Annotated in this window: 28 protein-coding genes; all 28 read right to left on the bottom strand. The window is 65.4% G+C overall.

The window, feature by feature from the left end; genetic code table 11:
* Window position 1 precedes the first annotated feature (1 nt).
* The 28 genes from rplO to QJ043_RS06060 all read right to left on the bottom strand — a co-directional run bounded on the left by rplO (window position 2) and on the right by QJ043_RS06060 (window position 22,101).
* Window positions 2-442 carry a 50S ribosomal protein L15 gene (gene rplO, locus QJ043_RS06195; protein WP_283712792.1) on the bottom strand — a complete coding sequence of 147 codons (441 nt, stop codon included), beginning with the start codon at window positions 440-442 and terminating at the stop codon, window positions 2-4.
* A gap of 9 nt (window positions 443-451) precedes the next feature.
* Window positions 452-646 carry a 50S ribosomal protein L30 gene (gene rpmD, locus QJ043_RS06190; protein WP_283712791.1) on the bottom strand — a complete coding sequence of 65 codons (195 nt, stop codon included), beginning with the start codon at window positions 644-646 and terminating at the stop codon, window positions 452-454.
* Window positions 647-649: 3 nt separating this feature from the next.
* Window positions 650-1,171 (bottom strand): 30S ribosomal protein S5, encoded by a 522-nt coding sequence (gene rpsE, locus QJ043_RS06185; protein WP_283712790.1) that lies wholly within the window; start codon window positions 1,169-1,171, stop codon window positions 650-652.
* Between the two features lie 13 nt (window positions 1,172-1,184).
* Window positions 1,185-1,553, bottom strand: a complete 369-nt coding sequence (rplR, locus tag QJ043_RS06180; protein ID WP_283712789.1) for a 50S ribosomal protein L18 — start codon at window positions 1,551-1,553, stop codon at window positions 1,185-1,187.
* A gap of 65 nt (window positions 1,554-1,618) precedes the next feature.
* Complete coding sequence (rplF, locus tag QJ043_RS06175; RefSeq protein ID WP_283712788.1) at window positions 1,619-2,155, bottom strand: 50S ribosomal protein L6; 537 nt, start codon at window positions 2,153-2,155, stop codon at window positions 1,619-1,621.
* Window positions 2,156-2,182: 27 nt separating this feature from the next.
* Window positions 2,183-2,581: a 30S ribosomal protein S8 gene (gene rpsH / locus QJ043_RS06170; protein WP_283712787.1), complete on the bottom strand. Its 399-nt coding sequence runs from the start codon at window positions 2,579-2,581 to the stop codon at window positions 2,183-2,185.
* Window positions 2,582-2,681: 100 nt separating this feature from the next.
* The gene (locus QJ043_RS06165) at window positions 2,682-2,867 is read right to left on the bottom strand and encodes a type Z 30S ribosomal protein S14 (protein WP_283712786.1); all 186 of its coding nucleotides are present in this window, start codon (window positions 2,865-2,867) and stop codon (window positions 2,682-2,684) included.
* Window positions 2,868-2,937: 70 nt separating this feature from the next.
* Window positions 2,938-3,504 carry a 50S ribosomal protein L5 gene (rplE, locus tag QJ043_RS06160; protein ID WP_283712785.1) on the bottom strand — a complete coding sequence of 189 codons (567 nt, stop codon included), beginning with the start codon at window positions 3,502-3,504 and terminating at the stop codon, window positions 2,938-2,940.
* A gap of 300 nt (window positions 3,505-3,804) precedes the next feature.
* Window positions 3,805-4,125, bottom strand: coding sequence for a 50S ribosomal protein L24 (gene rplX, locus QJ043_RS06155; protein ID WP_283712784.1), 321 nt, complete (start codon window positions 4,123-4,125; stop codon window positions 3,805-3,807).
* Between the two features lie 15 nt (window positions 4,126-4,140).
* Window positions 4,141-4,509, bottom strand: a complete 369-nt coding sequence (rplN, locus tag QJ043_RS06150; RefSeq protein WP_283712783.1) for a 50S ribosomal protein L14 — start codon at window positions 4,507-4,509, stop codon at window positions 4,141-4,143.
* A gap of 88 nt (window positions 4,510-4,597) precedes the next feature.
* Window positions 4,598-4,858: a 30S ribosomal protein S17 gene (rpsQ, locus tag QJ043_RS06145; protein WP_283712782.1), complete on the bottom strand. Its 261-nt coding sequence runs from the start codon at window positions 4,856-4,858 to the stop codon at window positions 4,598-4,600.
* Between the two features lie 19 nt (window positions 4,859-4,877).
* Window positions 4,878-5,084, bottom strand: coding sequence for a 50S ribosomal protein L29 (gene rpmC / locus QJ043_RS06140; protein ID WP_283712781.1), 207 nt, complete (start codon window positions 5,082-5,084; stop codon window positions 4,878-4,880).
* A 5-nt stretch (window positions 5,085-5,089) separates the two neighbouring features.
* Window positions 5,090-5,515, bottom strand: a complete 426-nt coding sequence (rplP, locus tag QJ043_RS06135) for a 50S ribosomal protein L16 (RefSeq protein WP_283712780.1) — start codon at window positions 5,513-5,515, stop codon at window positions 5,090-5,092.
* On the bottom strand, window positions 5,515-6,222 hold the full coding sequence (gene rpsC / locus QJ043_RS06130; RefSeq protein WP_283712779.1) for a 30S ribosomal protein S3: 708 nt from the start codon (window positions 6,220-6,222) through the stop codon (window positions 5,515-5,517). The genes rplP and rpsC overlap by 1 nt, the downstream gene beginning before the upstream one ends.
* 4 nt (window positions 6,223-6,226) lie before the next feature.
* On the bottom strand, window positions 6,227-6,592 hold the full coding sequence (rplV, locus tag QJ043_RS06125; RefSeq protein WP_283712778.1) for a 50S ribosomal protein L22: 366 nt from the start codon (window positions 6,590-6,592) through the stop codon (window positions 6,227-6,229).
* A 21-nt stretch (window positions 6,593-6,613) separates the two neighbouring features.
* Window positions 6,614-6,871 carry a 30S ribosomal protein S19 gene (gene rpsS / locus QJ043_RS06120; protein WP_283712777.1) on the bottom strand — a complete coding sequence of 86 codons (258 nt, stop codon included), beginning with the start codon at window positions 6,869-6,871 and terminating at the stop codon, window positions 6,614-6,616.
* Between the two features lie 27 nt (window positions 6,872-6,898).
* On the bottom strand, window positions 6,899-7,732 hold the full coding sequence (gene rplB / locus QJ043_RS06115) for a 50S ribosomal protein L2 (protein ID WP_283712776.1): 834 nt from the start codon (window positions 7,730-7,732) through the stop codon (window positions 6,899-6,901).
* Between the two features lie 148 nt (window positions 7,733-7,880).
* On the bottom strand, window positions 7,881-8,177 hold the full coding sequence (rplW, locus tag QJ043_RS06110) for a 50S ribosomal protein L23 (protein WP_283712775.1): 297 nt from the start codon (window positions 8,175-8,177) through the stop codon (window positions 7,881-7,883).
* Window positions 8,178-8,804 (bottom strand): 50S ribosomal protein L4, encoded by a 627-nt coding sequence (rplD, locus tag QJ043_RS06105; protein WP_283712774.1) that lies wholly within the window; start codon window positions 8,802-8,804, stop codon window positions 8,178-8,180.
* A gap of 48 nt (window positions 8,805-8,852) precedes the next feature.
* Window positions 8,853-9,473, bottom strand: coding sequence for a 50S ribosomal protein L3 (gene rplC / locus QJ043_RS06100; RefSeq protein WP_283712773.1), 621 nt, complete (start codon window positions 9,471-9,473; stop codon window positions 8,853-8,855).
* 346 nt (window positions 9,474-9,819) lie between these two features.
* Window positions 9,820-11,166: an MFS transporter gene (locus QJ043_RS06095; protein WP_283712772.1), complete on the bottom strand. Its 1,347-nt coding sequence runs from the start codon at window positions 11,164-11,166 to the stop codon at window positions 9,820-9,822.
* 237 nt (window positions 11,167-11,403) lie between these two features.
* Entirely contained in the window at window positions 11,404-12,906 is a 1,503-nt protein-coding gene (locus QJ043_RS06090; RefSeq protein ID WP_283712771.1) for a M20/M25/M40 family metallo-hydrolase, read from the bottom strand.
* A gap of 615 nt (window positions 12,907-13,521) precedes the next feature.
* Window positions 13,522-13,830 (bottom strand): 30S ribosomal protein S10, encoded by a 309-nt coding sequence (gene rpsJ / locus QJ043_RS06085; protein ID WP_283712770.1) that lies wholly within the window; start codon window positions 13,828-13,830, stop codon window positions 13,522-13,524.
* A 44-nt stretch (window positions 13,831-13,874) separates the two neighbouring features.
* A complete protein-coding gene (gene fusA / locus QJ043_RS06080) occupies window positions 13,875-15,983 on the bottom strand; it encodes an elongation factor G (protein ID WP_283712769.1) in 2,109 nt (702 codons plus the stop codon).
* A gap of 24 nt (window positions 15,984-16,007) precedes the next feature.
* Window positions 16,008-16,478, bottom strand: coding sequence for a 30S ribosomal protein S7 (gene rpsG / locus QJ043_RS06075; protein ID WP_283712768.1), 471 nt, complete (start codon window positions 16,476-16,478; stop codon window positions 16,008-16,010).
* Window positions 16,479-16,513: 35 nt separating this feature from the next.
* Entirely contained in the window at window positions 16,514-16,882 is a 369-nt protein-coding gene (gene rpsL, locus QJ043_RS06070) for a 30S ribosomal protein S12 (RefSeq protein ID WP_283712767.1), read from the bottom strand.
* Between the two features lie 250 nt (window positions 16,883-17,132).
* Window positions 17,133-17,381, bottom strand: a complete 249-nt coding sequence (locus QJ043_RS06065) for a helix-turn-helix domain-containing protein (RefSeq protein ID WP_283712766.1) — start codon at window positions 17,379-17,381, stop codon at window positions 17,133-17,135.
* A gap of 274 nt (window positions 17,382-17,655) precedes the next feature.
* Window positions 17,656-22,101 carry a DNA-directed RNA polymerase subunit beta' gene (locus QJ043_RS06060; protein WP_283712765.1) on the bottom strand — a complete coding sequence of 1,482 codons (4,446 nt, stop codon included), beginning with the start codon at window positions 22,099-22,101 and terminating at the stop codon, window positions 17,656-17,658.
* Between the last annotated feature and the right edge of the window lie 2 nt (window positions 22,102-22,103).

The following is a 22,103-nucleotide window of genomic DNA, read 5'->3' as shown; positions in this document are numbered from 1 at the left end:
ACTACTCGACCTTTCCTCCGGCGGCCTCGATCTTCTGCTGAGCGGTCTTGGAGACCTTGGCCACCTTCACGGTGAGCGCCTTCTCCAGGTCGCCGTCACCGAGGACCTTCACGAGGACCGTCGGCTTCTTGATGATGCCGGCAGCCGTGAGGGACTCGCCGTCGACGACGTCGCCGTCGTTGAACTTCTCGTTGAGGCGGCTGACGTTGACCGGCGCGTACTCGACGCGGCTCGGGTTACGGAAGCCCGGGAGCTTCGGCAGCCGCATCGCGAGCGGGTTCTGGCCGCCCTCGAAGCCGGCGCCCTTGCCGCCGCCGGAGCGGGAGAGCTGACCCTTGGTGCCGCGGCCGGCGGTGGTGCCGCCGCCGGCGGAGTTGCCACGGCCCACGCGCTTGCGGGCCTTCTTGGCGCCCTTGTTGGGCTTCAAGTCGTGAAGCTGCATGAGCCTCTCCTAGTTCTCTTCGATCTCCTCGACCTCCACGAGGTGCTTGATCTTGAAGATCATGCCGCGGATGCCGGGATTGTCGGGCTGGACGACCTCGTCGTTGATGCGACGGAGGCCGAGGGCGCGGGCGGTCGCGGTCTGGTCCTTCTTGACCTGCGTGACAGCGCTGCGCACGAGCTTGATCTTGAGCTTGTCGGCCATGGCTTAGTTCTCCTTCCGACCGAACATGTAGTCGACGGAGATGCCACGGCGGGCAGCCGTCTCCTCAGGGCTCTCGAGCTGCTTGAGGCCGTCGGCCGCCGCCTTGATGACGTTCATGGCGTTGGAGCTGCCGAGGGACTTGGACATGATGTTCTTGATGCCCGCGAGCTCGTAGAGCGGACGCACCGGGCCGCCGGCGATGACGCCGGTACCCTCGATGGCAGGCTGGATCAGGATCGAGCCGGCGCCGAAGTGGCCCACGACCTGGTGAGGGATCGAGCCCTCCTCGGTGACGGGCACGTGGAACATGTTCTTCTTGGCGTCGTCGACAGCCTTCTGGATGGCCAGGGGCACCTCGGCGGACTTGCCCATGCCGAGGCCCACGTTGCCCTTGCCGTCGCCGACGACCACGAGGGCCACCAGGCTGAAGCGACGACCGCCCTTGACGACCTTCGACACGCGGTGGATGAAGACGACGCGCTCCTGAAGATCGGAGGCCTCGCGCTGCTTCTGGTTACGAGCCATGTGTGAATACCTCCTAGAACTTCAGGCCCGCTTCGCGGGCACCGTCGGCGAGGGCCGCGACGCGGCCGTGGTAGATGCGGCCGCCACGGTCGAAGCAGACCGTGTCGACACCCTTGGCCAGCGCGCGCTCGGCGATCATTTTGCCGACGATCTCCGCAGCCTCCTTGTTGGAGCCCAGCTTGCCGCTGTTGCGGAACTCGGGATCGATGGTGGACGCGGAGCAGATGGTGTTGTGGGTGGTGTCGTCGATGATCATCGCGTAGATGTTCGCGTTGGTGCGACGGCACGCGAGGCGCGGGCGCTCGGGCGTGCCATAGATCTTGCCGCGGACGCGACGCTGGCGACGCTTGAGGCCTTCCCTCTTGGCCTTCATCTTGTTCATGGAACACTCCTTGTTCTGTGCCGACACCTGACGGGGTGCCGGTCTTAGCGATGCCGAAAGGGAGGCTACTTGGCGGCCTTGCCGAGCTTGCGGCGCACGTGCTCGCCCTCATAGCGGATGCCCTTGCCCTTGTAGGGCTCGGGCGGACGCTTGGCGCGGATCTCGGCGGCCACCTGGCCGACGCGCTCCTTGGAGATGCCCTTGACGGTGATGTGCGTGTTGTCGGGCACCTCGAAGCTGATGCCCTCCTCGGCCTCCATGATCACCGGGTGGGAGTAACCGAGGGAGAGGTCGAGGTTCTTGCCCTTGAGCGCGGCACGGTAGCCGACGCCCACGAGCTGGAGCTTCTTCTCGAAGCCCTTGGAAACGCCCTCCACCATGTTGTGGACGAGGGTGCGGGAGAGGCCCCACTGCGCGTTCGCGTCGCGGGTGTCGTCCGCCGGGCTGACGATGACGTCGTCACCCTCCTGAGTGAAGGTGACGAGCGGAGAGAAAGTGCGGGTGAGGTCGCCCTTGGGGCCCTTGACGCTCACGGTGGAGCCGTCGATGGTCACGGTGACGCCGGAAGGGATCGCGACGGGCTTCTTGCCAATACGGGACACGGTGTCTCCTTTCTTGTCTGGGCTGGGTTACCAGATGTAGGCGATGATCTCGCCGCCGACGCCGGCCTTGCGGGCGTCGCGGTCGCACATCATGCCCTTGGAGGTGGACACCACGGCCGTGCCCAGGCCGCCGAGAACGCGGGGCAGGTCCTGGGCCTTGCAGTACTTGCGGAGACCCGGCTTGGAGATGCGCTTGATGCCCTTGATGGTGCGGGCGCGCTTCTTGCCGTACTTGAGGGTGATCACGAGGGTCTTGGCAGGGGTGGTGTCCTGCACGGTGTAGCCCTCGACATAGCCCTCCTCCTGCAGGACGCGAGCGATCTCCACGAGCACCTTAGTGGAGGGCATGGAGACGTCGGGCTTGCCGACGGTGTTCGCGTTGCGGATACGTGTGAGCATGTCGCTCACGGGATCGGAGATGTGCATCTAGATGCTCCTCTGATTCGTAGGTTCAACCCCTTGCGCCGGTTCGCCCACACCCATGGCGTGGCCGCCTCGCGCTCGAGGCCTTCAAGCGTTGACTGGCCTACCAGCTGGCCTTCTTGACGCCGGGGAGCTTGCCCTCGTTGGCGAGCTCGCGCAGGCAGACGCGGCACAGCCCGAACTTGCGGTACACCGAGTGCGGGCGCCCGCAGCGCTGGCAGCGACGCTGGACGCGCGTGGAGTACTTGGGCTCACGGTTGGCAGCAACGATCTTTGAAGTCTTAGCCACAGATTCCTCCTCACAGAACAAACCAGGCCCCCGCCGGCTGTGGCGCCAGCGGGAGCATCGGTCAAAAGCCCTACTTGCCGTTCTTCTTGAACGGGAAGTTGAAGCCGTCGAGGAGCGCCTTGGCCTCCTCGTCGGTGGCGGCAGTGGTGACGATGGTGATGTCGAGGCCGCGCGTGCGGTCCACCTTGTCGAAGTCGATCTCCGGGAAGATGGTCTGCTCGGCGACGCCGAGGGAGTAGTTGCCACGGCCGTCGAAGGACTTCACGGAGAGGCCGCGGAAGTCGCGGATGCGGGGGATCGCGATGGCCACGAGACGGTCCAGGAAGTCCCACATGCGGTCCTGGCGCAGGGTCACCTTGGCGCCAATGGGCATGCCGGCGCGCAGGTGGAAGGTGGCGATGGACTTGCGGGCACGGGTCACGAGGGGCTTCTGGCCGGTGATCTGGGCCAGGTCGGCCACGGCGGCGTCGATGGCCTTGCCGTCGGTGGCGGCCTCGCCGACGCCCATGTTCACCACGATCTTCTCGATCTGCGGGATGGTCATCGGGTTGGTGTAGCCGAACTGCTCCACCAGGGCCGGACGGACCTCGTTCTCGTACTTGGTCTTAAGGCGCGGGACGTACTTCTCTTCTGCCATTGGTCACTCCTTTGGAGGTGTTCAGCGCGCGGACCCGAGGCTGCTCGAGCCTCCCGCGCGCCCCCTAGAGACGGCATATCCCTAGGAGCCTACACATAGCAACCTAGAACTATAGGCGCTCTGAGGCCCATGAGCTGCGAGAATTTCGCGCTGTGGATCCACTCCATAGCGCGTTTCCTCCCGAGGTGCCACGCACCCGGGGAGGAAACCTCCTGGGATGCGTGGCACCTCGGGAGGTTTCGCAAAAGGAAGGGCCCCGGTCTCCCGGAGCCCCTTCGCGCTAGAGCCTGTGCCTGCGGCTTAGAACTGGTTGCCGCACTTCTTGCAGACGCGGACCTTCTTGCCCTCGTCGTTGGTGGCGTGGCCCACGCGGGTCGCCTTGTCGCACGCCGGGCACACGAGCATGACGGTGGACACCGGAACCGGCATCTCCTTCTGCTCGAAGCCGCCCTGCGGGTTCTGCTGCGAGGGGCGCACGGCCTTCTTGGCCACGGCGACGCCCTCCACAACGACCTTCATCTCCTTGGGGATGGAGCGCAGCACGTGACCGCGCACCCCCTTGGACTTGCCGGAGAGCACCTCGACGAGGTCGCCCTTCTTGATGGTCATCTTGTTAGCCATGATGAGGCGTCCTCCTTACAGCGTCTCGGGCGCGAGCGAGACGATCTTCATGTACTTCTTGTCGCGCAGCTCACGCGCCACGGGCCCGAAGATACGGGTCCCGCGAGGGTTGCCGTCGTTGTCGATCAGCACGGCCGCGTTCTGGTCGAAGCGGATGTAGCTGCCGTCCTTGCGGCGGATCTCCTTGGCGGTGCGAACCACCACGCAGCGCACGACGTCGCCCTTCTTGACGTTTCCGCCAGGGGTCGCCTCCTGCACGGCGGCGATGAACACGTCGCCGATGCCGGCATAGCGGCGCTTGGAGCCACCGAGGACCTTGATGCACTTCACCTTTTTGGCGCCGGAGTTGTCGGCGACGGTGAGCATGGTCTCTTGCTGGATCATGGATTCCTCCGAGTGTTGGATCTAGGGTTCCGAGAGGTGCGACCGGACGAGCCTTGCGCACATCGGAGCCCGAGGCGCGAGAAGCGCCCTACTTGGCCTTCTCGACGATCTCGACGAGGCGCCAACGCTTGGTGGCGGACAGAGGACGAGTCTCCATGACCTTCACCAGGTCGCCGAGGCCGCACTCGTTGTTCTCGTCATGAGCGTGGAGCTTCTTCGTGACGTTCATCATCTTGCCGTACTTGGGGTGCGCCTTGCGCTCGGTGATGCTGACCACGATCGTCTTGTCGCCCGAAATGGACGTCACAACGCCGGTGCGCACCTTGCGCGAGTTGCGGGAATCGCTCATTTTCTTCTCTCCCTCGCGACTAGTTCGCCTTGGCGGCCGCGATCTCGCGAGCGCGGATCTCGGTCTGAATGCGGGCGATGTCCTTCTTCACGGTCTTCACGCGGGCCGTGTTGTCGAGCTGGCTGGTCGCCATCTGGAAGCGGAGGTTGAACAGCTCGGCGCGGTTCTCCTCGAGCTTCTTGGCGAGCTCGGCGTCGCTCAACTCGCGAATCTCTTTGGGCTTCATAGGGTCTATTCCTCCCCGTCCTGGTCGGCGCGGGAAACGATCTTGGTCCGGATGGGCAGCTTGTGCTGCGCGAGGCGCAGGGCCTCCTTGGCGACCTCTTCGCTCACGCCGTCGATCTCGAACATGATGCGGCCCGGCTTGACGACGGCCACCCACTCCTCGGGGTTGCCCTTACCGGAGCCCATGCGGGTCTCGGCCGGCTTCTTGGTGATCGGCTTGTCCGGGAAGATGGTGATCCAGACCTTGCCGCCACGCTTCATGTAACGGGTCATGGCGATACGGGCGGCCTCGATCTGGCGGTTGGTGATCCAGTGGGCCTCCTCGGCGCGGATGCCATAGGAGCCGAAGCTGAGCTTGGTGCCGCCCTTGGCCTGGCCCTTCATGGAACCGCGCTGGACCTTGCGGTGCAGGACGCGCTTAGGTGCGAGCATTAGTTGCCCCTCCTCTCATTGCGGCGACGGGGGCGGCTGGTGCCCTCGAGCGCGGGGTTGGGGGCGGGCTGGCCGGGGAGCTTCTCGCCCAGGTAGATCCAGGTCTTCACGCCGCAGGCGCCCATGATGGTGCGCGCGGTGGCCTCGGCGAAGTCGATCTTCGCGCGGAGGGTCTGCAGGGGCACGCGACCCTCGCGGTACCACTCGCGACGGCCCATCTCAGCACCGCCCAGACGGCCGGAGCACTGGATACGGATGCCCTTGGCGCCGGACTTGGAGGCGGACTGCACGGCCTTGCGCATGGCGCGGCGGAAGGCGATGCGCTGCTCGAGCTGCTCCGCGATGGACTGGGAGACGAGCGACGCGTCCAGCTCGGGGCGCTTGATCTCCACCACGTCCACGGAGACCTCGCCCTTGCCGACGCCGGCGATCTTCTCGAGCTGCTTGCGGAGGGCGTCGATCTCGGAGCCCTTCTTGCCGATGACGATGCCGGGGCGCGCGGTGTAGATGATGACCTTCACCTTGTTGCCGGCACGCTCGATCTCGACGCGGGAGAGCGCAGCGCGGGCCAGCTTCTTCTCGAGGAAGCGGCGGATCTCAATGTCGTTGCCGACGTTGGCGGCGTAGTCCTTGTCGGCGTACCAGCGGGAGCGCCAGTTCTCGGTGGTGCCGAGGCGGAAGCCGGTCGGAGAGACTTTGTGGCCCATTCGCTTACGCCTCCTTTCGGGGAGCGACGGTGATCGTGATGTGGCTCGTGCGCTTGTTGATGCGAGAGGCGCTGCCCTTGGCGCGCGGGCGGATGCGCTTCATCGTGGGGCCCTCGTCGACGTAGGTCTCCACAACGACCAGGTCGTCCGGGCGGAAGCCCTTGTTCTGGTACGCGTTGGACACCGCGGACTTGAGGACCTTCTCCACGTCCACGGCCACGGCGCGGCTGGAGAACTGCAGGATCTCGAAGGCCTGCTGCACGGTCTTGTTGCGGATCTGGTCAACCACGAGGCGCGCCTTGCGGGGCGCGACGCGGACGTACTTCGCCGTCGCGCGGACGTGGTTGGGGTTGGTCAGGGTCTTAGCCATTAGTGGTTACGCTCCTTCCGGTTAAGCCTTGTGACCGCGGAAGGTGCGCGTCGGGGCAAACTCGCCCAGCTTGTGACCCACCATGGATTCAGTGATGTACACGGGGACGTGCTTGCGGCCGTCGTGAACGGCGATGGTGTGACCCACCATGTCCGGGAAGATGGTGGACGCGCGGCTCCAGGTCTTGATGACTTCCTTGGTGCCGGCCTCGTTCTGAGCGATCACGCGCTGAAGGAGGCGTGTCTCCACGAACGGGCCCTTTTTGAGGCTACGGCTCATTAGTGATGCTCCTACTTCTCGTGGTCGCTACTTGGTCTTGCGACGACGGATGATCAGGCGGTTGCTCTGCTTCTTCGGGTCACGCGTCTTGGCACCCTTGGAAGGCTTGCCCCACGGAGACAGGGACGGACGGCCGGAGGTGTGGTTCTTGCCCTCGCCGCCGCCGTGCGGGTGGTCGACCGGGTTCATGACGGTGCCGCGGACGGTCGGGCGCACGTTCATCTTGCGGTGACGGCCGGCCTTGCCGATCACGATGTTGTTGTGCTCGGCGTTGCCCACCTCGCCGATGGTGGCGCGGCAGGTGAGGAGCACGCGGCGCATCTCGGAGGACGGCATGCGGAGGATGGCGTACTTGCCCTCCTTGCCCATCAGCTGCACCGAGGTGCCGGCGGAACGGGCGATAGCGGCGCCCTGGCCCGGCTGGAACTCGATGGCGTGGATGAGCGTGCCCACGGGGATGTTGGCGAGCGGCAGGGCGTTGCCCGGCTTGATGTCCGCGTCCGCGCCGGAGACCACGTGGTCGCCCACGTTGAGGCCCTTGGGGGCGAGGATGTAGGCCTTGGTGCCGTCGGCATAGTGGAGCAGCGCGATGCGGGCGGAGCGGTTGGGGTCGTACTCGATGGTCGCGACCTTGGCGTCCACGCCGTCCTTGTTGCGCTTGAAGTCGATCTTGCGGTACCGACGCTTCACGCCGCCGCCCTGGTGACGGGTGGTGATGCGGCCCTTGTTGTTACGGCCGGCCTTCTTGGGCAGAGGCTCCAGCAGGGACTTCTCGGGCGTGGTGCACGTGATTTCCGAGAAGTCGGAGACGGTCTGCCAACGACGGCCAGGGCTCGTCGGCTTGAGTCGTTTAACTCCCATTGCGGTGTTCCCTTTCAATCATTCCGTTGGCCTGGGCGCCCAAAGGGGTGGGCACCCAAACACCGGACTACCACGGTACCGCGCGTATCCCTCACTCGCACGGCACCGGGCACGCCCGGAATCCTCCGGACGTGCCGCATTGGACAGGCTACTCGGCCACCTGAGACCCGAAGATCTCGATGGTGTCGCCCTCGGCGAGGGTGACGATGGCCTTCTTCCACTTCTTGGTCTTACCGGCGACGTAGCGGACGCGCTTCGTCTTGGGCTTGACCCAGAGGGTGTTGACCTTGACGACGTGGACGTCGAAGAGCTTCTCGACGGCGTCGGCGATCTCGATCTTGTTGGCCGTGGGCGCCACCTCGAAGGTGTACTTGTTGAGGCCCATCTGGTCGAACGAGCGCTCGGAGACGACCGGGCGGATGATCACGTTGTAGACGGAGTTCATTTATGCGAGCACCCCCTCAAGATACTTCGCGGTCTCCTCGGTCAGCAGCAGGGCGCTGTTGTCGATGAGGTTGTGGGCGTTCGCGCCGAAGGTGTCGACGATGCGGACGTTCGGCAGGTTGCGGAACGACAGGTAGGCGTTCACGGCGTCCTCGGGAAGGACGACGGTCACGCGCTTGCCCTCGAGGCCGAGCGCCTCGAGGATGGCCTTGGCCTGCTTGGTCTTGGGCGCCTCGAAGTCGAGGTTGTCCACCACGAAGAGCTCGCCGTCGGCCAGCTTGCCGGACAGCACGGAGCGCATGGCGAGCTTGACCTCTTTGTTGTTCGAGCGCTTGATGTGCTTGTGGGGGGTGGGGCCGAAGACGACGCCGCCGCCCTTCCACTGGGCAGCGCGGATGGAGCCCTGGCGGGCACGGCCGGTGCCCTTCTGGCGCCACGGCTTCTTGCCGCCGCCGGACACGTCCGAGCGGCCCTTGGTGGAGTGGGTGCCGGCGCGCAGGGACGACAGGTAGTTCACGACCACCTGGTGCGTCACGTTGATGTTCGGCTCGATGCCGAACACGCGGGAGTCGAGCTCGACGGTCTTGACCGTCTGGCCCTCCGCGTTCTTGACGTCGATGTTAGACATCTGGAATCTCCTTCAAAGCCTAATGAGGTGACTGGTGATGAGGCCCCGTTAGGCCTTGCGAACCTCGACGAGACCGTTCTTGCCACCCGGCACGGCGCCCTTGACGAGCAGGAGGTTCTGCTCGGGATCAATGCGGACCACCTTGAGGTTCTTGACGGTCACGCGCTCGTCGCCCATGTGGCCGGCCATGTGCAGGCCCTTGCGGACGCGGGAGGGATAGGCGCACTGGCCGATGGAGCCCGGCTTGCGCTGGTTGCGGGAGCCGTGGGTCATCGGGCCGCACGCGAAGTTCCAACGACGGATGGTGCCCTGGAAGCCCTTGCCCTTGGAGGTGCCGGAGACGTCGACGGCCTCGGTGCCCTCGAAGTCGGCGATGGAGACGACCTCGCCGGTGTGGTGCTCGGACGGGTCGTCCACGCGCACCTCGCGCAGGTAGCGCATCGGCTCGACGCCGGCCTTGGCGAAGTGACCAGCCATAGGCTTGTTGACCTTCTTGGCCTTGATGTCGCCGAAGCCGATCTGAACGGCGTTGTAGCCGTCAGTGGCCTCGGACTTGACCTGCGACACCACGCAGGGGCCGGCCAGGATGACCGTGACGGGCACGACGTTGTCGTCCTCGTCCCAAACCTGGGTCATCCCGAGCTTGCGGCCAAGGATCATGTTGACCATGCTCTGTCCTTACCTTCGGTGGTCTTGGGACCTCACCGGCCGCACCCCGCGACCGACCCCAGCGGACCACATCCTTTGGGATTCTGCAGCCAGAGTGGGATACGCCCGGAACCGTGGTATGGCAATGGGCATAGCTCACCCCAACATGCAGCCCGTCTAGTATAGGGAGTTGGCCGGCTTTTCATAGATTCAGCGCAAAAGTCGCTGGTGAGCTGGGGCACGACAGCACGAGGTGCTGGTCGTTCTGCAGGTTTGACCGGCATCGTGCGTCCGATGTGCAGAGCCGAGCCCTCGTTCGGTGGTTTTCGCGACGATCCCACCGAGCCGGGCCACTTGGTTCTGTAGGTCACGCCGACGCTGCGGTGGCCTCCTCGAGCAGGTCGCCCTTGTCGGGCTTGTCGGCCAGGTCGCCGAGCAACACGCCGTCGCCATGGCGCGCCAGGGCCAGCGAGCCTGTCATGAGCGCGCTCATCAGCGTGATGTAGCCAAAGAGCACGGCCGGAGCCACGTCCATCACGACGCCAGAGAGAATCGGCGTCACCATCTGCGCGGCCATCGAGACCGTGTAGTAGTAGCCGGAGTAGCGGCCCACAGAGCCGGAGTCGCACAGCTCGAGGAGCATCGGGTACACGCAGAGGTCGAACGCGCCGAGACCCACGCCCATCAGCAGGAACACGCCATACAGCGCGGGCGAGAAACCCGGGGTCAGCCACACGATGAGCGGGCACACCACCATGATGGCGCCGGCGATCAGGCCGGTCTTCTTGCGGCCGACCTTGAGCGACAGGTTGGCCATCGGCACGTACGTGAAGAGCGCGCCGAGGATCACGGTCATGTTGATGATCGCGAAAGAGCCGCCATCCATGCCAAAGAATGCGTCGGCGTAGCGGGACACATTGGTGGTCATGGCGTTGTAGCTCATGTAGTAGAAGAACGTCGCGCCGAGGATCATCACGATGGACCAGAGCTTGGAGCGGTCGGTGATGCGACGCGTGCCGCCGGCCTCCGGGGAGTCGTCGCGCTCGATATCGTCCTCGTCGATGCCGAACTCCAGGCTCTGCTCGTGCATCTTCTCGACGAGTGCCGGCTCGCGCACCTTCCAGGCGAACACGAGGGTGCCGAGCGCGATGAGGGCCGCTTGCATGAGGAAGAGCGGCACATAGTCGGGGTGGGTGCCCGAGGGCACCATCACAGCAATGGCCACGAGCATGATGCCGGTGCCCGCGTAGCCGACGATCTTCTGGATGGAGTCGGCCTTCGAGCGCAGCGGGCGCGGCGTGATGTCGGCCACGACGGCGAGCGTCATCGTGCGGTACATGCAGATGGCAAAGAGCGTGAGCAGGATCATCGCGATGAGGAGGGGCAGGCTCTCGGCCTTGTCAGCGAACGCAATGAGCGGCACGGCCACCACGGCGAGCGCCGAGCCGAGCAGGATGAACGGCGTGCGGCGGCCGAGCCGGCTGGCGCAACGATCCGAGAGAACGCCGAAGAACGGAAGCAGGAACAGGCCAAAGAGGTTGTCGAGCGCCATGATCGCGCCGGTGACGGAGTTGTCGAGGCCAAAGGTGTTGGTGAGGATCTTTGGCACGATGCCGTCGTAGACCTGCCAGAAGCTGATCATGCCCATGAACGGCAGGGACGCCAGAGCGACGACGCGGTAGTCGAGCCTCGCGGTGGAGCGGGTGGTTGCCAAAACAGCCTCCTTGGTCGCGGTTGCGACGAGCCACTATGACGGTTCACAAAGGCAACCGTCAATGCGTCTCGAAGAGAAGCCCGTGGCCCTGGACAAGTGGGATATCAAACGAACAACCGTGGACGCTTCGGTCAAAGCCATTTGTCCACGCTCTCGCGTGGTGGAGCGTGGACGTTTCGCTTTGACCGAAGCGTCCGGAGGAGCGAGGAGCCTGGGCTCGACGGGCGCCGGCTCGTCTCACAGCTGGTCGAGGTTGCGCAGGAACGCGACGTAGAACTCTAGCCCGCGCTTGTAGACGTCCACGCCGATGCGCTCGTTTGCGCCATGTATCAGGCCTCGCGCCTCGCCCGAGAGGAGGAAGCCGCCGAAGCGGTACACACGCGGGCAGATGGCCGAGAACTCCGTGGAGTCGCTGCAGGAGTTTTGGATGTAGGCCGTGAAGCCGGCCTCGGGATAGACCCCGGACACGCACCGGTGCAGGTACTCGAACGCGGGGTCGTCTTCGAAGGGGCTGATCGGCGCCGGCTCGTGGAAGCCAGCCTGCTCGTTGATCTTGACCCTCACGTGATCCGGCGAGAGGCCGGATGCCCCACACTCTGCGACCGCTGCGTCGCGAATGCGCTGCACGGCGTCCGCGATGGTCTCGAACGGCGCCACGCGCACGTTGAAATTGGCCTTGGCCACGGGAGGCAGCACATTGTGGGCCGGCGAGCCCTCGAGCATGGTGAGCGCATAGGTGGTGCGCACCATCGCGCCCGTCTCGGGCCCGTTGCTCAGCACGTGAGCCACCAAGTGACGCGTGAGCCACAGGTTCGTAAAGACGGCCTTCATGACCCCGCCGGCGCGAGCCGCGAGCTCGGTCATCGTGGCGTCCACGGCCGGGATGAAGCGCGGCGCGGGAGGGTTGCTCAGCACGCGGTCGCACACCCGGACGAGCAACGCCGTCGCGTCGTTTGTCGACGGTGTGCTGGCGTGGCCACCATCCGCAAGGGCCGTGACGGTCACGTCCACGTGACCCTTCTCGGAGACGCCCACCATCGCGACGGGCTCCTCGACACCGAGCGGGCAGTCCCCCGCCACCGCGCCGCCCTCGTCAAGCACCAGGTACGGCCTGACGCCCCGCTCGGCAAGCCACGCCACCGCATCGGCGCAGGTGGGGGCCGTGACCTCCTCGCCGTTTGACGAGAAGAACCAGACGTCGCGCGGCGGGACATAGCCCTGGCCGAGCAGGTGCTCGGCGGCCTCGAAGAAGTCGCCAACGATGCACTTCGTGTCGAGCGACCCGCGTGACCAGATTTCACCGTCGACGATCTCGGCACCGAACGGGTCGCGCTCCCAGTCCTGACCCTCCACTGGCACCACGTCGTGGTGCGCCATCATCACAACCGGGTCGAGAGACGCGTCCTTCCCCGGCCAGCGCAGCAGGACGCCGAGCTCGTCGATGTAGGTAAGCTTACAGGCCGCGAACACCTGCGGGTAGAGGCGCTGGAGGGTCGGCACCCAGGCGTCAAAGGCCGCGCGGTCCACGTCGGCTGGGTCGGGACGCGAGACGGTGGGAACGCGGAGCAGCTCTTGGAAGCGCGCGACGACGTCATCACCCGCGTGATAGCCGCCAGCGTCGAGCGGTGCACCGTGGGCTCGCGACGGCTTGAGCTTGACCGTGTTGACCGCGCACACACCCGCCAGCGCGCCGAGCGCGATCCCTGCTCCCGAAGCGAAGGCCTTCGCCACTTTGCTCATGCTGCCCCCCATCTGAAAGTTCGCTGGCTTTCGATACTAGGGGATCCGGACAGCGCCTTGTCAGTGCCGAGCGACTGGTAGCCGACCGGCAACACCTCAGCCAGCAGCACGCCCGAGTTCCTTCGAGCACTGATACCGAGAACTAGCTCCCGCGCGATGCGCCAATCTCGGGATCACGCCAGCAATCATCTTCGCCATATGAGACGCAAGACACCACGAAGTGTACGATTGCCGGACTTTGTGGGAGTCAAAACACTGGGAAGCGTGGCCAATCCGACCCTGTGATTCCATACTTGATTCCGAGTTGAGCCTCTCGCGCGAAGCGCCTAGGTCGGGATCAGCAGTCATATTATCTCCGTCCGACGCACGCTCTCGCCTGCACTTCGACGAGCGGCGCGCCTCCCCTTCGCGCCATCGGCCGGGACACTGCCGAAACGTCGGGCGCCCCGGTCAAGGCGCAATGTCCAACCGTGGACAAATGGCTCTCTCCCAAGCGTCCAGACGTGGACAAATGGCTCTCTCCCAAGCGTCCACGAAGAAGGCGCCCCGGGCCAGTGCCCGGGACGCCTGTCAGTACACGTTGCAGCCTGTCGGCGCATCGCCGCGTGCTGGAACTTAGAGCTTGATCTCGATGTCGACGCCGGCCGGCAGGTCGAGACGCATCAGCGAGTCGACGGTGGTCGGGGTGGGCTCGAGGATATCGATGAGGCGCTTGTGCGTCTTCATCTCGAACTGCTCGCGGGAGTCCTTGTCCTTGTGCGGCGAGCGGATCACGCAGTACAGGTGACGCTCGGTGGGCAGAGGGATCGGGCCGGACACGCGGGCGCCGGTCTTCTGGGCGGTCTCGACGATCTGCTTCGAGGACTGGTCGACGATCTCGTGGTCGAAGCCCTTCAGGCGGATCCTGATCTTGTTGCTGGGCACTTTGAATACCTCCATCGGTGTGCGGGGCTTAACCGCGGTCTCGTTTAGGCGTTGCCGCCGGCCTTGCTGACGATCTCATCGGCGACGTTCTTGGGCACCGGCTCGTACTCGGCGAACTGCATCGTGTAGCTCGCGCGGCCCTGCGTCTGCGAACGCAGGTCGGTGGCGTAGCCGAACATCTCGCCCAGGGGCACCTTGGACTTGATGACCTTGGTGTTGCGGCGGTCTTCCATGCCCTCGATCTTGCCGCGACGGCTGGACAGGTTGCCCATGACGTCGCCCATGTACTGCTCGGGGGTCTCCACCTCGACGTCCTCGATCGGCTCGAGCAGGACCGGGTTGGAGCGGCGCAGGGCCTCCTTGATGGCCATGGAGCCGGCGATCTTGAAGGCGGCCTCGGAGGAGTCGACCTCGTGGTAGGAGCCGTCGGTGAGGGTCACCTTGACGTCCACGACCGGGTAGCCGGCGACGACACCGGACTGCAGCGCCTCCTGGATGCCCTTGTCGATGGACGGGATGTACTCCTTGGGCACCACGCCGCCCACGATGGCATTGACGAACTCATAGCCAGCGCCCGGCTCGTTGGGCTCGAGGTCGATGACCGCGTGGCCGTACTGGCCGCGACCACCGGACTGGCGGACGAACTTGCCCTCGACGTGGCTCACCGGCTTGCCCGCCGTCTCGCGGTAGGCGACCTGCGGCTTGCCCACGTTGCAGTCCACCTTGAACTCGCGGCGCAGGCGGTCGACGATGATCTCCAGGTGCAGCTCGCCCATGCCGGCGATGATGGTCTGGCCGGTCTCGTGGTCGGTGTGGACCTGGAAGGTCGGGTCCTCCTCGGCCAGCTTGGCGAGGGCCACGGACATCTTGTCCTGCTCGGCCTTGGTCTTGGGCTCCACGGCGACGTCGATGACGGGGTCCGGGAATTCGATGGACTCGAGGATGATCGGGTGCGCCTGGTCGCAGAGCGTGTCGCCGGTGGTCGTGTTCTTGAGGCCCACGACGGCGACGATGTCGGCGGTGGAGCAGGACTCACGGTCGATGCGCTGGTTGGCGTTCATCTCGAGGATGCGGCCGAAACGCTCGCGGTCCTGCTTGGCGGAGTTGTAGACGTAGCTGCCGGCGTCCGCGGTACCGGAGTAGACGCGGATGTAGGTGAGCTTGCCGACGAACGGGTCGGTCATGATCTTGAACGCCAGCGCGGAGAACGGCGCGTCATTGGAAGCGTCGCGGGTCTCCACCTCACCGGTCTTGGGGTTGACGCCCTCGACGGGCGGGATGTCGAGCGGGCTCGGGAGGTAGTCCACCACGGCGTCGAGCAGCTCCTGGATGCCCTTGTTCTTGTAGGCGGAGCCCACGAACACCGGGTTCATCTCGTTGGCGAGGGTCGCCGCACGGATGGCGCCCTTGAGCACGTCAACGGGGATCTCCTCCTCCTCGAGGACGAGCTCCATCAGCTCGTCGGAGAAGTCGGCCGCAGCGTCGACCAGCTCGGTGCGCTTCTCCTCGGCAAGCTCCTTGAACTCGTCGGGGATCTCGTCCAGCGGCTCGGGATAGATCATGCCCTTGGCGTCTTCCTTGAAGTCCCAAGCGGTCATGGTCACGAGGTCGATGAGGCCCCAGAAGTTGTCCTCGGCGCCCATCGGGATCTGAGCCGCGACGGCGGGGGCCATCAGGCGGTCCTTCATGGTCTCGATGGCGTTGAAGAAGTCGGCGCCCACGCGGTCGTACTTGTTGATGAAGGCGATGCGGGGGACGTTGTAGTTGGAGGCCTGACGCCACACGGTCTCGGACTGCGGCTGCACGCCGGCGACGGCGTCGAACACGGCCACAGAACCGTCGAGCACGCGCAGGGAGCGCTCCACCTCGGAGGTGAAGTCCACGTGGCCCGGGGTGTCGATGATCTGAATCGTGTACTCCTGGTCGCCGACCTTCCAGAAGCAGGTGGTGGCGGCGGAGGTGATGGTCACGCCGCGCTCCTGCTCCTGGACCATCCAGTCCATGGTAGCGGCGCCGTCGTGCACCTCGCCGATCTTGTGGGTCTTGCCGGTGTAATAGAGGATGCGCTCAGTCGTGGTGGTCTTACCGGCATCGATGTGGGCCATGATGCCGATGTTGCGCATGTGCTTGAGCGAGTACTTGCTCTTTGCCATAGAAAGGGTCTCCTACCTGCGGTCTTACCAGCGATAGTGCGAGAAGGCGCGGTTGGCCTCGGCCATCTTGAAGACGTCCTCGCGCTTCTTCACGGAAGCGCCGACGCCGTTGGAGGCATCGATGATCTCGTTGGCGAGACGATCGGCCATCGTCTTCTCCTTGCGGGCGCGGGAGAAGTTCACGATCCAGCGGATGGCGAGCGTGGTGGAGCGACGGGAGTTGACCTCCATCGGCACCTGGTAGGTGGCACCGCCCACGCGCTTGGGCTTGACCTCGAGGGTCGGGCGCACGTTGTCCATGGCCTTCTTGAAGACGGCCAGCGGGTCCTGGCCGGTCTTCTCGGCGACCTGGTCGAACGCGGTGTACACGATGCGCTCGGCGACGGACTTCTTGCCGTCCAGGAGCACCTTGTTGATGAGCTGGGTCACGAGCCGGTTGTTGTAGACGGCGTCCGGCTGGACCTCACGACGAGTAGCTGCGGCACGACGCGGCATGTTGTCTCCTCTAGTTCGAGATACAGGTCAGATGGTTAGGAGCGCTTGGCGCCGTAGCGCGAGCGGGCCTGCTTGCGGTTCTGCACGGCAGCGCAGTCGTAGGCACCGCGGATAATCTTGTAACGCACACCAGGGAGGTCGCGGACGCGGCCGCCGCGGATCAGGACGATGGAGTGCTCCTGCAGGTTGTGGCCCTCGCCCGGGATATAGGCGGTGACCTCGATGCCGTTCACCAGGCGCACACGGGCGACCTTACGAAGGGCGGAATTCGGCTTCTTCGGGGTGGTGGTGAACACGCGGGTGCACACGCCGCGCTTCTGGGGGTTGGCCTGCAGTGCCGGGTTCTTGGACTTGGCCTTGGTGGTCTTGCGGCCCTGGCGGACCAGCTGGTTGATGGTAGGCAAGCTTCTTCCTTTCGTACCTTCACCTGTGCGCTAAATCTGACCAATAAGAAGGCGACGCAGCACGACATCGCCCCGAATGGGCGCGATGTCGTAAGTTACGCTGCAGATAGCTCGCTGTCAAAAGTCCACGCATCCGGGTGTATCCTAATCCACGGGGGGACCACGCTGATTTCTGCCGACTTCGGCGACGCGCGAGACACAAAAACGGGCGCCCCGAAGGACGCCCGCCTCTCGCAGCTCTCTCCCCCGCTCAGTGCTGGTCGGAATGCTGCTCGTGCTCGCTCGTGCGCACCATGCGAGGACGACCACGCTTCTTCGGGCGCAACGCCGCCGCGCCGCCGTCACGATACGCGGCGCACCAGCGGAAGAACGCGCTCTTGCTGGCGACGCCGTGGGAGAGCATGGCGTCCGACGCCGTCATGCCACGATCCAAGTGATCCTCGACGGCTTTGAGCTTCGTCTCGTACGTGTACGAGTTCCTCTGAGCTCCGGTCTGCATTGATCCCACCTCAACTGATCTTGAGCGGCTGAGCCTCAAGGGGGCGTAGGAGCCCCAGGTCGGAAAGGCTTTCGAGCCGCGTCATCCGTGACGCTCGTGACCCCTACGTACCCGACCTCAAGGGACAGCTATCGACCAGACCGGATACGTGAAGTCCTAACGCGAAGCCAACACAAACGGGAACCCGATTCTGAAGTGATCGGGTTCCCGCTGGTAAAGGCTTGTTTCAAGTGCTTGAATCGAAGGACGGTCTCTTAAATCCCTCTATCAATGTTTATTCGCCGAGCAGATCCTCCTGGTGGGCCACCTGCGTCAGCAGGTCGTCCAGCGAGGTGAAGTCCTCGTTGATGACGTTGGCCGCGAGATGGTCCGTCGATGAGGAGCCACCGATCAGCTCGTCGTCGAAGCTCCGGTGCGTGGCCGGCGCCGCAGTGCCGAGCATCACGTTGTCCGCGTCCGGCGAGAACACCATGTTGAGCAGCTGCGACAGGTCGTCGGCGTCCGCCGCGTCGTCGTCGTCCGCCTCGAGGATGTAGAGCAGGCCCTTCTCCTCCAGGCCGTCGCGGAGCTCCTCGATGGCCTTGGCGCCGATGCCGTCGATGCGGAGCAGGTCCTCCTCGGTCTTGCCGATGAGGTCGCCCACCGTCTCGATGCCCACCTCGGAGAACTTGTTGGTCCAGCGCTGCGACACGCCGAGGTCGTCGAACAGGTAGAGCTTCGCGTCCTCGCTCGAGAGCGTGCGGCCGTTCTTGGAGTAGCCGCTGTAGGACTCGTCGCCGATCCAGTCCATCTCCTGCGGCAGCTGCTCCTCGAGCTCCTGGAGCTCGACGGGCGCCCACTCGGGCAGCGACTTCGCGAGCGGCGAGGTCGGGCCCTCGATGGGCTGGCCATGGTAGGTGAGCTGCACGTCGCGGTAGGCCTTGAGGCCGGTGCCGGCCGGGATCATGCGGCCCGCGATGACGTTGGACTTGAGGTCCATCATGTGGTCCACCTCGCCCTTGATGGCGGCCTCGGTGAGGACGCCCGCAGTGCGGATGAACGACGCGCTGGACAGCCAGGAGTCGACGGAGCTGGCCACCTTGAGGGTGCCGAGGATGGTGGGCTCCGCCTCGGGCGGGGTGCCCCCGGCCAGGTCAATCTTCTGCACGGTGTCCGCGAACTCGTAGCGGTCCACGTACTGGCCGAGCAGGTAGCGGGAGTCGCCGGGGTTGGTCACCTGGACGCGGCGGAGCATCTGGCGGGCGATGACCTCGATGTGCTTGTCGTTCAGGTCGACGCCCTGGCTCGTGTAGACGTCCTTCACGGACTTCACGAAGGTGTGCATCGTGGACTCGATGTCCGTGAGCTTGCGCAGGTTGCGGAAGTTCACGAAGCCCTTGGTGATCTGGTCGCCGGCGCGCACCTCGACGCCGTCCTCGATGCCCGGCATGAAGCGCACGGACGCGGGGACGTTCTTGGTGTCGAGCACGCGGCTCGGATCCTCGGGGTCGACGATGGTGAGCACGTACTCGTTCTGCACCGGCTCGATGTGCAGCACGCCGGAGTACGGGGCCAGGTCGGCCTCGCGGCCGAGGATCTTCTCGTTCACGTTGCCCACGACGTCGAACATGCGGCCGACGGTCGGCAGGCCCTGCGTGATGTCCTCGGCGCCGGCGACGCCGCCGGAGTGAATGGTGCGCATCGTCAGCTGCGTGCCCGGCTCGCCGATGGACTGTGCGGCGATGATGCCCACGGCGGTGCCGATGTTGACCGGGCGGCTCGTGGAGAGGTCCCAGCCGTAGCACTTCTGGCAGACGCCGTACTTGGATCGGCAGGTGAGCAGCGCGCGCAGCTCCACCTTGCGGATACCGGCGTCCACGAGGCGCCGGATCGTCTCGTTGGAGTCGATGTACTCGTCCTCGTTGAGGAGGATCTCGCCGGTCTGCGGGTGCACCACCGGGTGCATCACGCAGCGGCCGATGAGGTCGCTGTTGAGGGTCGTGGAGCCCGGCAGCAGCAGGTCGTAGGTCACGCCCTCCTGGGTGCCGCAGTCGGCCTCGCGGACGATGACGTCCTGGGCCACGTCGACGAGGCGGCGGGTCAGGTAGCCGGAGTCCGAGGTGTGGGACGAGGTGTCGACGAGGCCCTTGCGGGCGCCGTAGGTGGAGATGAAGTACTCGAGCGGCCGCAGGCCCTCGCGGAAGTTGGCGCGAATGGGCAGGTCGATCGTGTCACCGGACATGTCGGCCATCAGGCCGCGCATGCCGGCTAGCTGGCGCAGCTGGGTCTTGGAACCACGGGCGCCGGAGTCGGCCATCATCCAAATGGGGTTGTCGTCCGAGAAGCCCTCGAGCATCTTGGAGCCCACCTCGTCGGTGCAGCGGGTCCAGGCGTCGACGACCTCGGTGTGGCGCTCGGCCTCGGAGAGGAAGCCCATCTCGTAGTTCTCGTTGATGGCGTCGACGGCGGCCTGGGCCTCGTCGATCAGGTGCTCCTTCTCCTCCGGGATGACGGCGTCCCACAGGGAGACGGTCAGACCCGCGCGGGTGGCGTAATGGAAGCCCGCGTACTTGATGGCGTCGAGGATGGGCTCCACGTCCGCCATCGGGTAGCGGTCGCAGCAGTCGTTCACGAGCCGGCTCATGTCGGAGCTGACCATCTTGTAGTTGATGAACGGATAGTCCGCGGGCAGGCACTGGCGGTTGAAGATGATGCGGCCGGCAGTGGTCTCGAGGCGCGCGGGGCCGTCGGTGACGTCGAGCTCGGTGGCCACGACGCGGGACTTGCCGTCGAGCTCCTCCTTGTTCATCACGCGGAACAGCTTGCGGCCGTCCTCGGTCACCACGTTGGCGTCATCGCCGTCGACGCGCACGATGACCTTGGCCTGCAGGTCGAGGTCGGCATGGGCGTCGTAGGCCGAGACCACGTCCTCGAAGCTCGCGTAGACGTGGCCCTCGCCGGCCGCGGCGTCCTTCGCGGTGGTGAGGTAGTAGACGCCGAAGACCATGTCCTGGGACGGCACGGTCAGCACCTTGCCGGAGGCCGGCGAGCGCAGGTTGTTGGAGGACAGCATCAGCACGCGGGCCTCGGTCTGCGCCTGCGTCGACAGGGGCACGTGCACCGACATCTGGTCGCCGTCGAAGTCCGCGTTGAAGGGCTTGCAGACGAGCGGGTGCAGGTGGATGGCCTTGCCCTCGACCAGGACCGGCTCAAAGGCCTGGATGGACAGGCGGTGCAGCGTCGGGGCGCGGTTGAGGAGCACGAGGCGGTCGTTGATGACCTCGTCGAGCACGTCCCACACGCCGGGGGCGAGACGGTCGATGGCTCGCTTGGCGCCCTTGATGTTCTCCACCTTGCCGAGCTCGACCAGACGGCGCATGACGAACGGCTTGAACAGCTCGAGCGCCATGGTCTTGGGCAGGCCGCACTGGTGCAGCTTGAGCTGCGGGTCGACCACGATGACGGAACGGCCGGAGTAGTCGACGCGCTTGCCGAGCAGGTTCTGACGGAAGCGGCCCTGCTTGCCCTTGAGGGACTCGGCGAGGGACTTGAGCGGGCGCCCGCCACGGCCGGTGACGGGACGGCCACGACGGCCGTTGTCGAACAGGGCGTCGACGGCCTCCTGCAGCATGCGCTTCTCGTTGTTGACGATGATCGCCGGGGCGTCGAGGTCGAGCAGGCGCTTGAGGCGGTTGTTGCGGTTGATCACGCGACGGTACAGGTCGTTCAGGTCGGAGGCCGCGAAACGGCCGCCGTCCAGCTGCACCATGGCGCGCAGGTCGGGCGGGATCACCGGGATCACGTCGAGGATCATGTTCGCCGGGTCGTTGCCCCCCTCGAGGAAGGCGTCAACCACCTCGAGGCGCTTGACGGCCTTCTCGCGCTTCTGCTTCTGGCCCTTGTCGTTCTCGATGATCTCGCGCAGCTCCTTGGAGGTGGCCTCCAGGTCGATGGCGCGGAGCAGGTCGCGAACGGCCTCGGCGCCCATGCCGCCGTCGAAGTACAGCGAGTAGTAGCGCTTCATCTCGCGGAAGAGCGCCTCGTCGGCGATGAGCTCGCGCTCCTCGAGGGACATGAACTTGTCGTAGGCGTCGGTGCGGAGCTGCTTCTCCTCGGCGTACTCCTCCTCGAGGTCGGCGATCTCCAGGCGGAGCTCCTCCTCGGTCATCGGCTCCTCGTCGGCGAACTCGTCGCCGCCGGCGGCTTGCTCGCGGAGACGGGCGATCTGGTCGTCGCGCTCGGCGTCGAGCTGCTCGAGGTCGGCGGCCAGCTCCTCCTTGAGGTCGGCCGCGTCGGCCTCGCGGGCCTCGGTGTCCACGTGCGTGATGATGTAACTCGCGAAGTAGAGCACCTTCTCGAGGTCCTTGGACTTGATGTCGAGGAGGCGGGCCAGAGGGAAGCTCGTCGGGCTCTTGAAGTACCAGATGTGCGAGACCGGCGCGGCCAGCTCGATGTGGCCCATGCGGTCGCGGCGCACCTTGGAGGTGGTCACCTCGACGCCGCAGCGCTCGCAGGTGATGCCCTTGAAGCGGATGCCCTTGTACTTGCCGCAGGAGCACTCCCAGTCCTTGGAGGGGCCGAAGATCTTCTCGCAGAAGAGGCCGTCCTTCTCAGGCTTGAGGGTGCGGTAGTTGATGGTCTCGGGCTTCTTGACCTCGCCGTGGGACCACTCGCGAATCTGCTCGGCGGAGGCCAGCGAGATCTTGATGGCGTCGAAACCCGGGGTGTCGAAATCTGCCACGG

It is taken from the genome of Kribbibacterium absianum (assembly GCF_030067705.1).
Classification (GTDB): Bacteria; Actinomycetota; Coriobacteriia; order Coriobacteriales; family Atopobiaceae; genus Kribbibacterium; species Kribbibacterium absianum.
The sequence above is the reverse complement of the archived record's forward strand: the minus strand, read 5'-3'. Positions and strand labels throughout refer to the sequence as shown.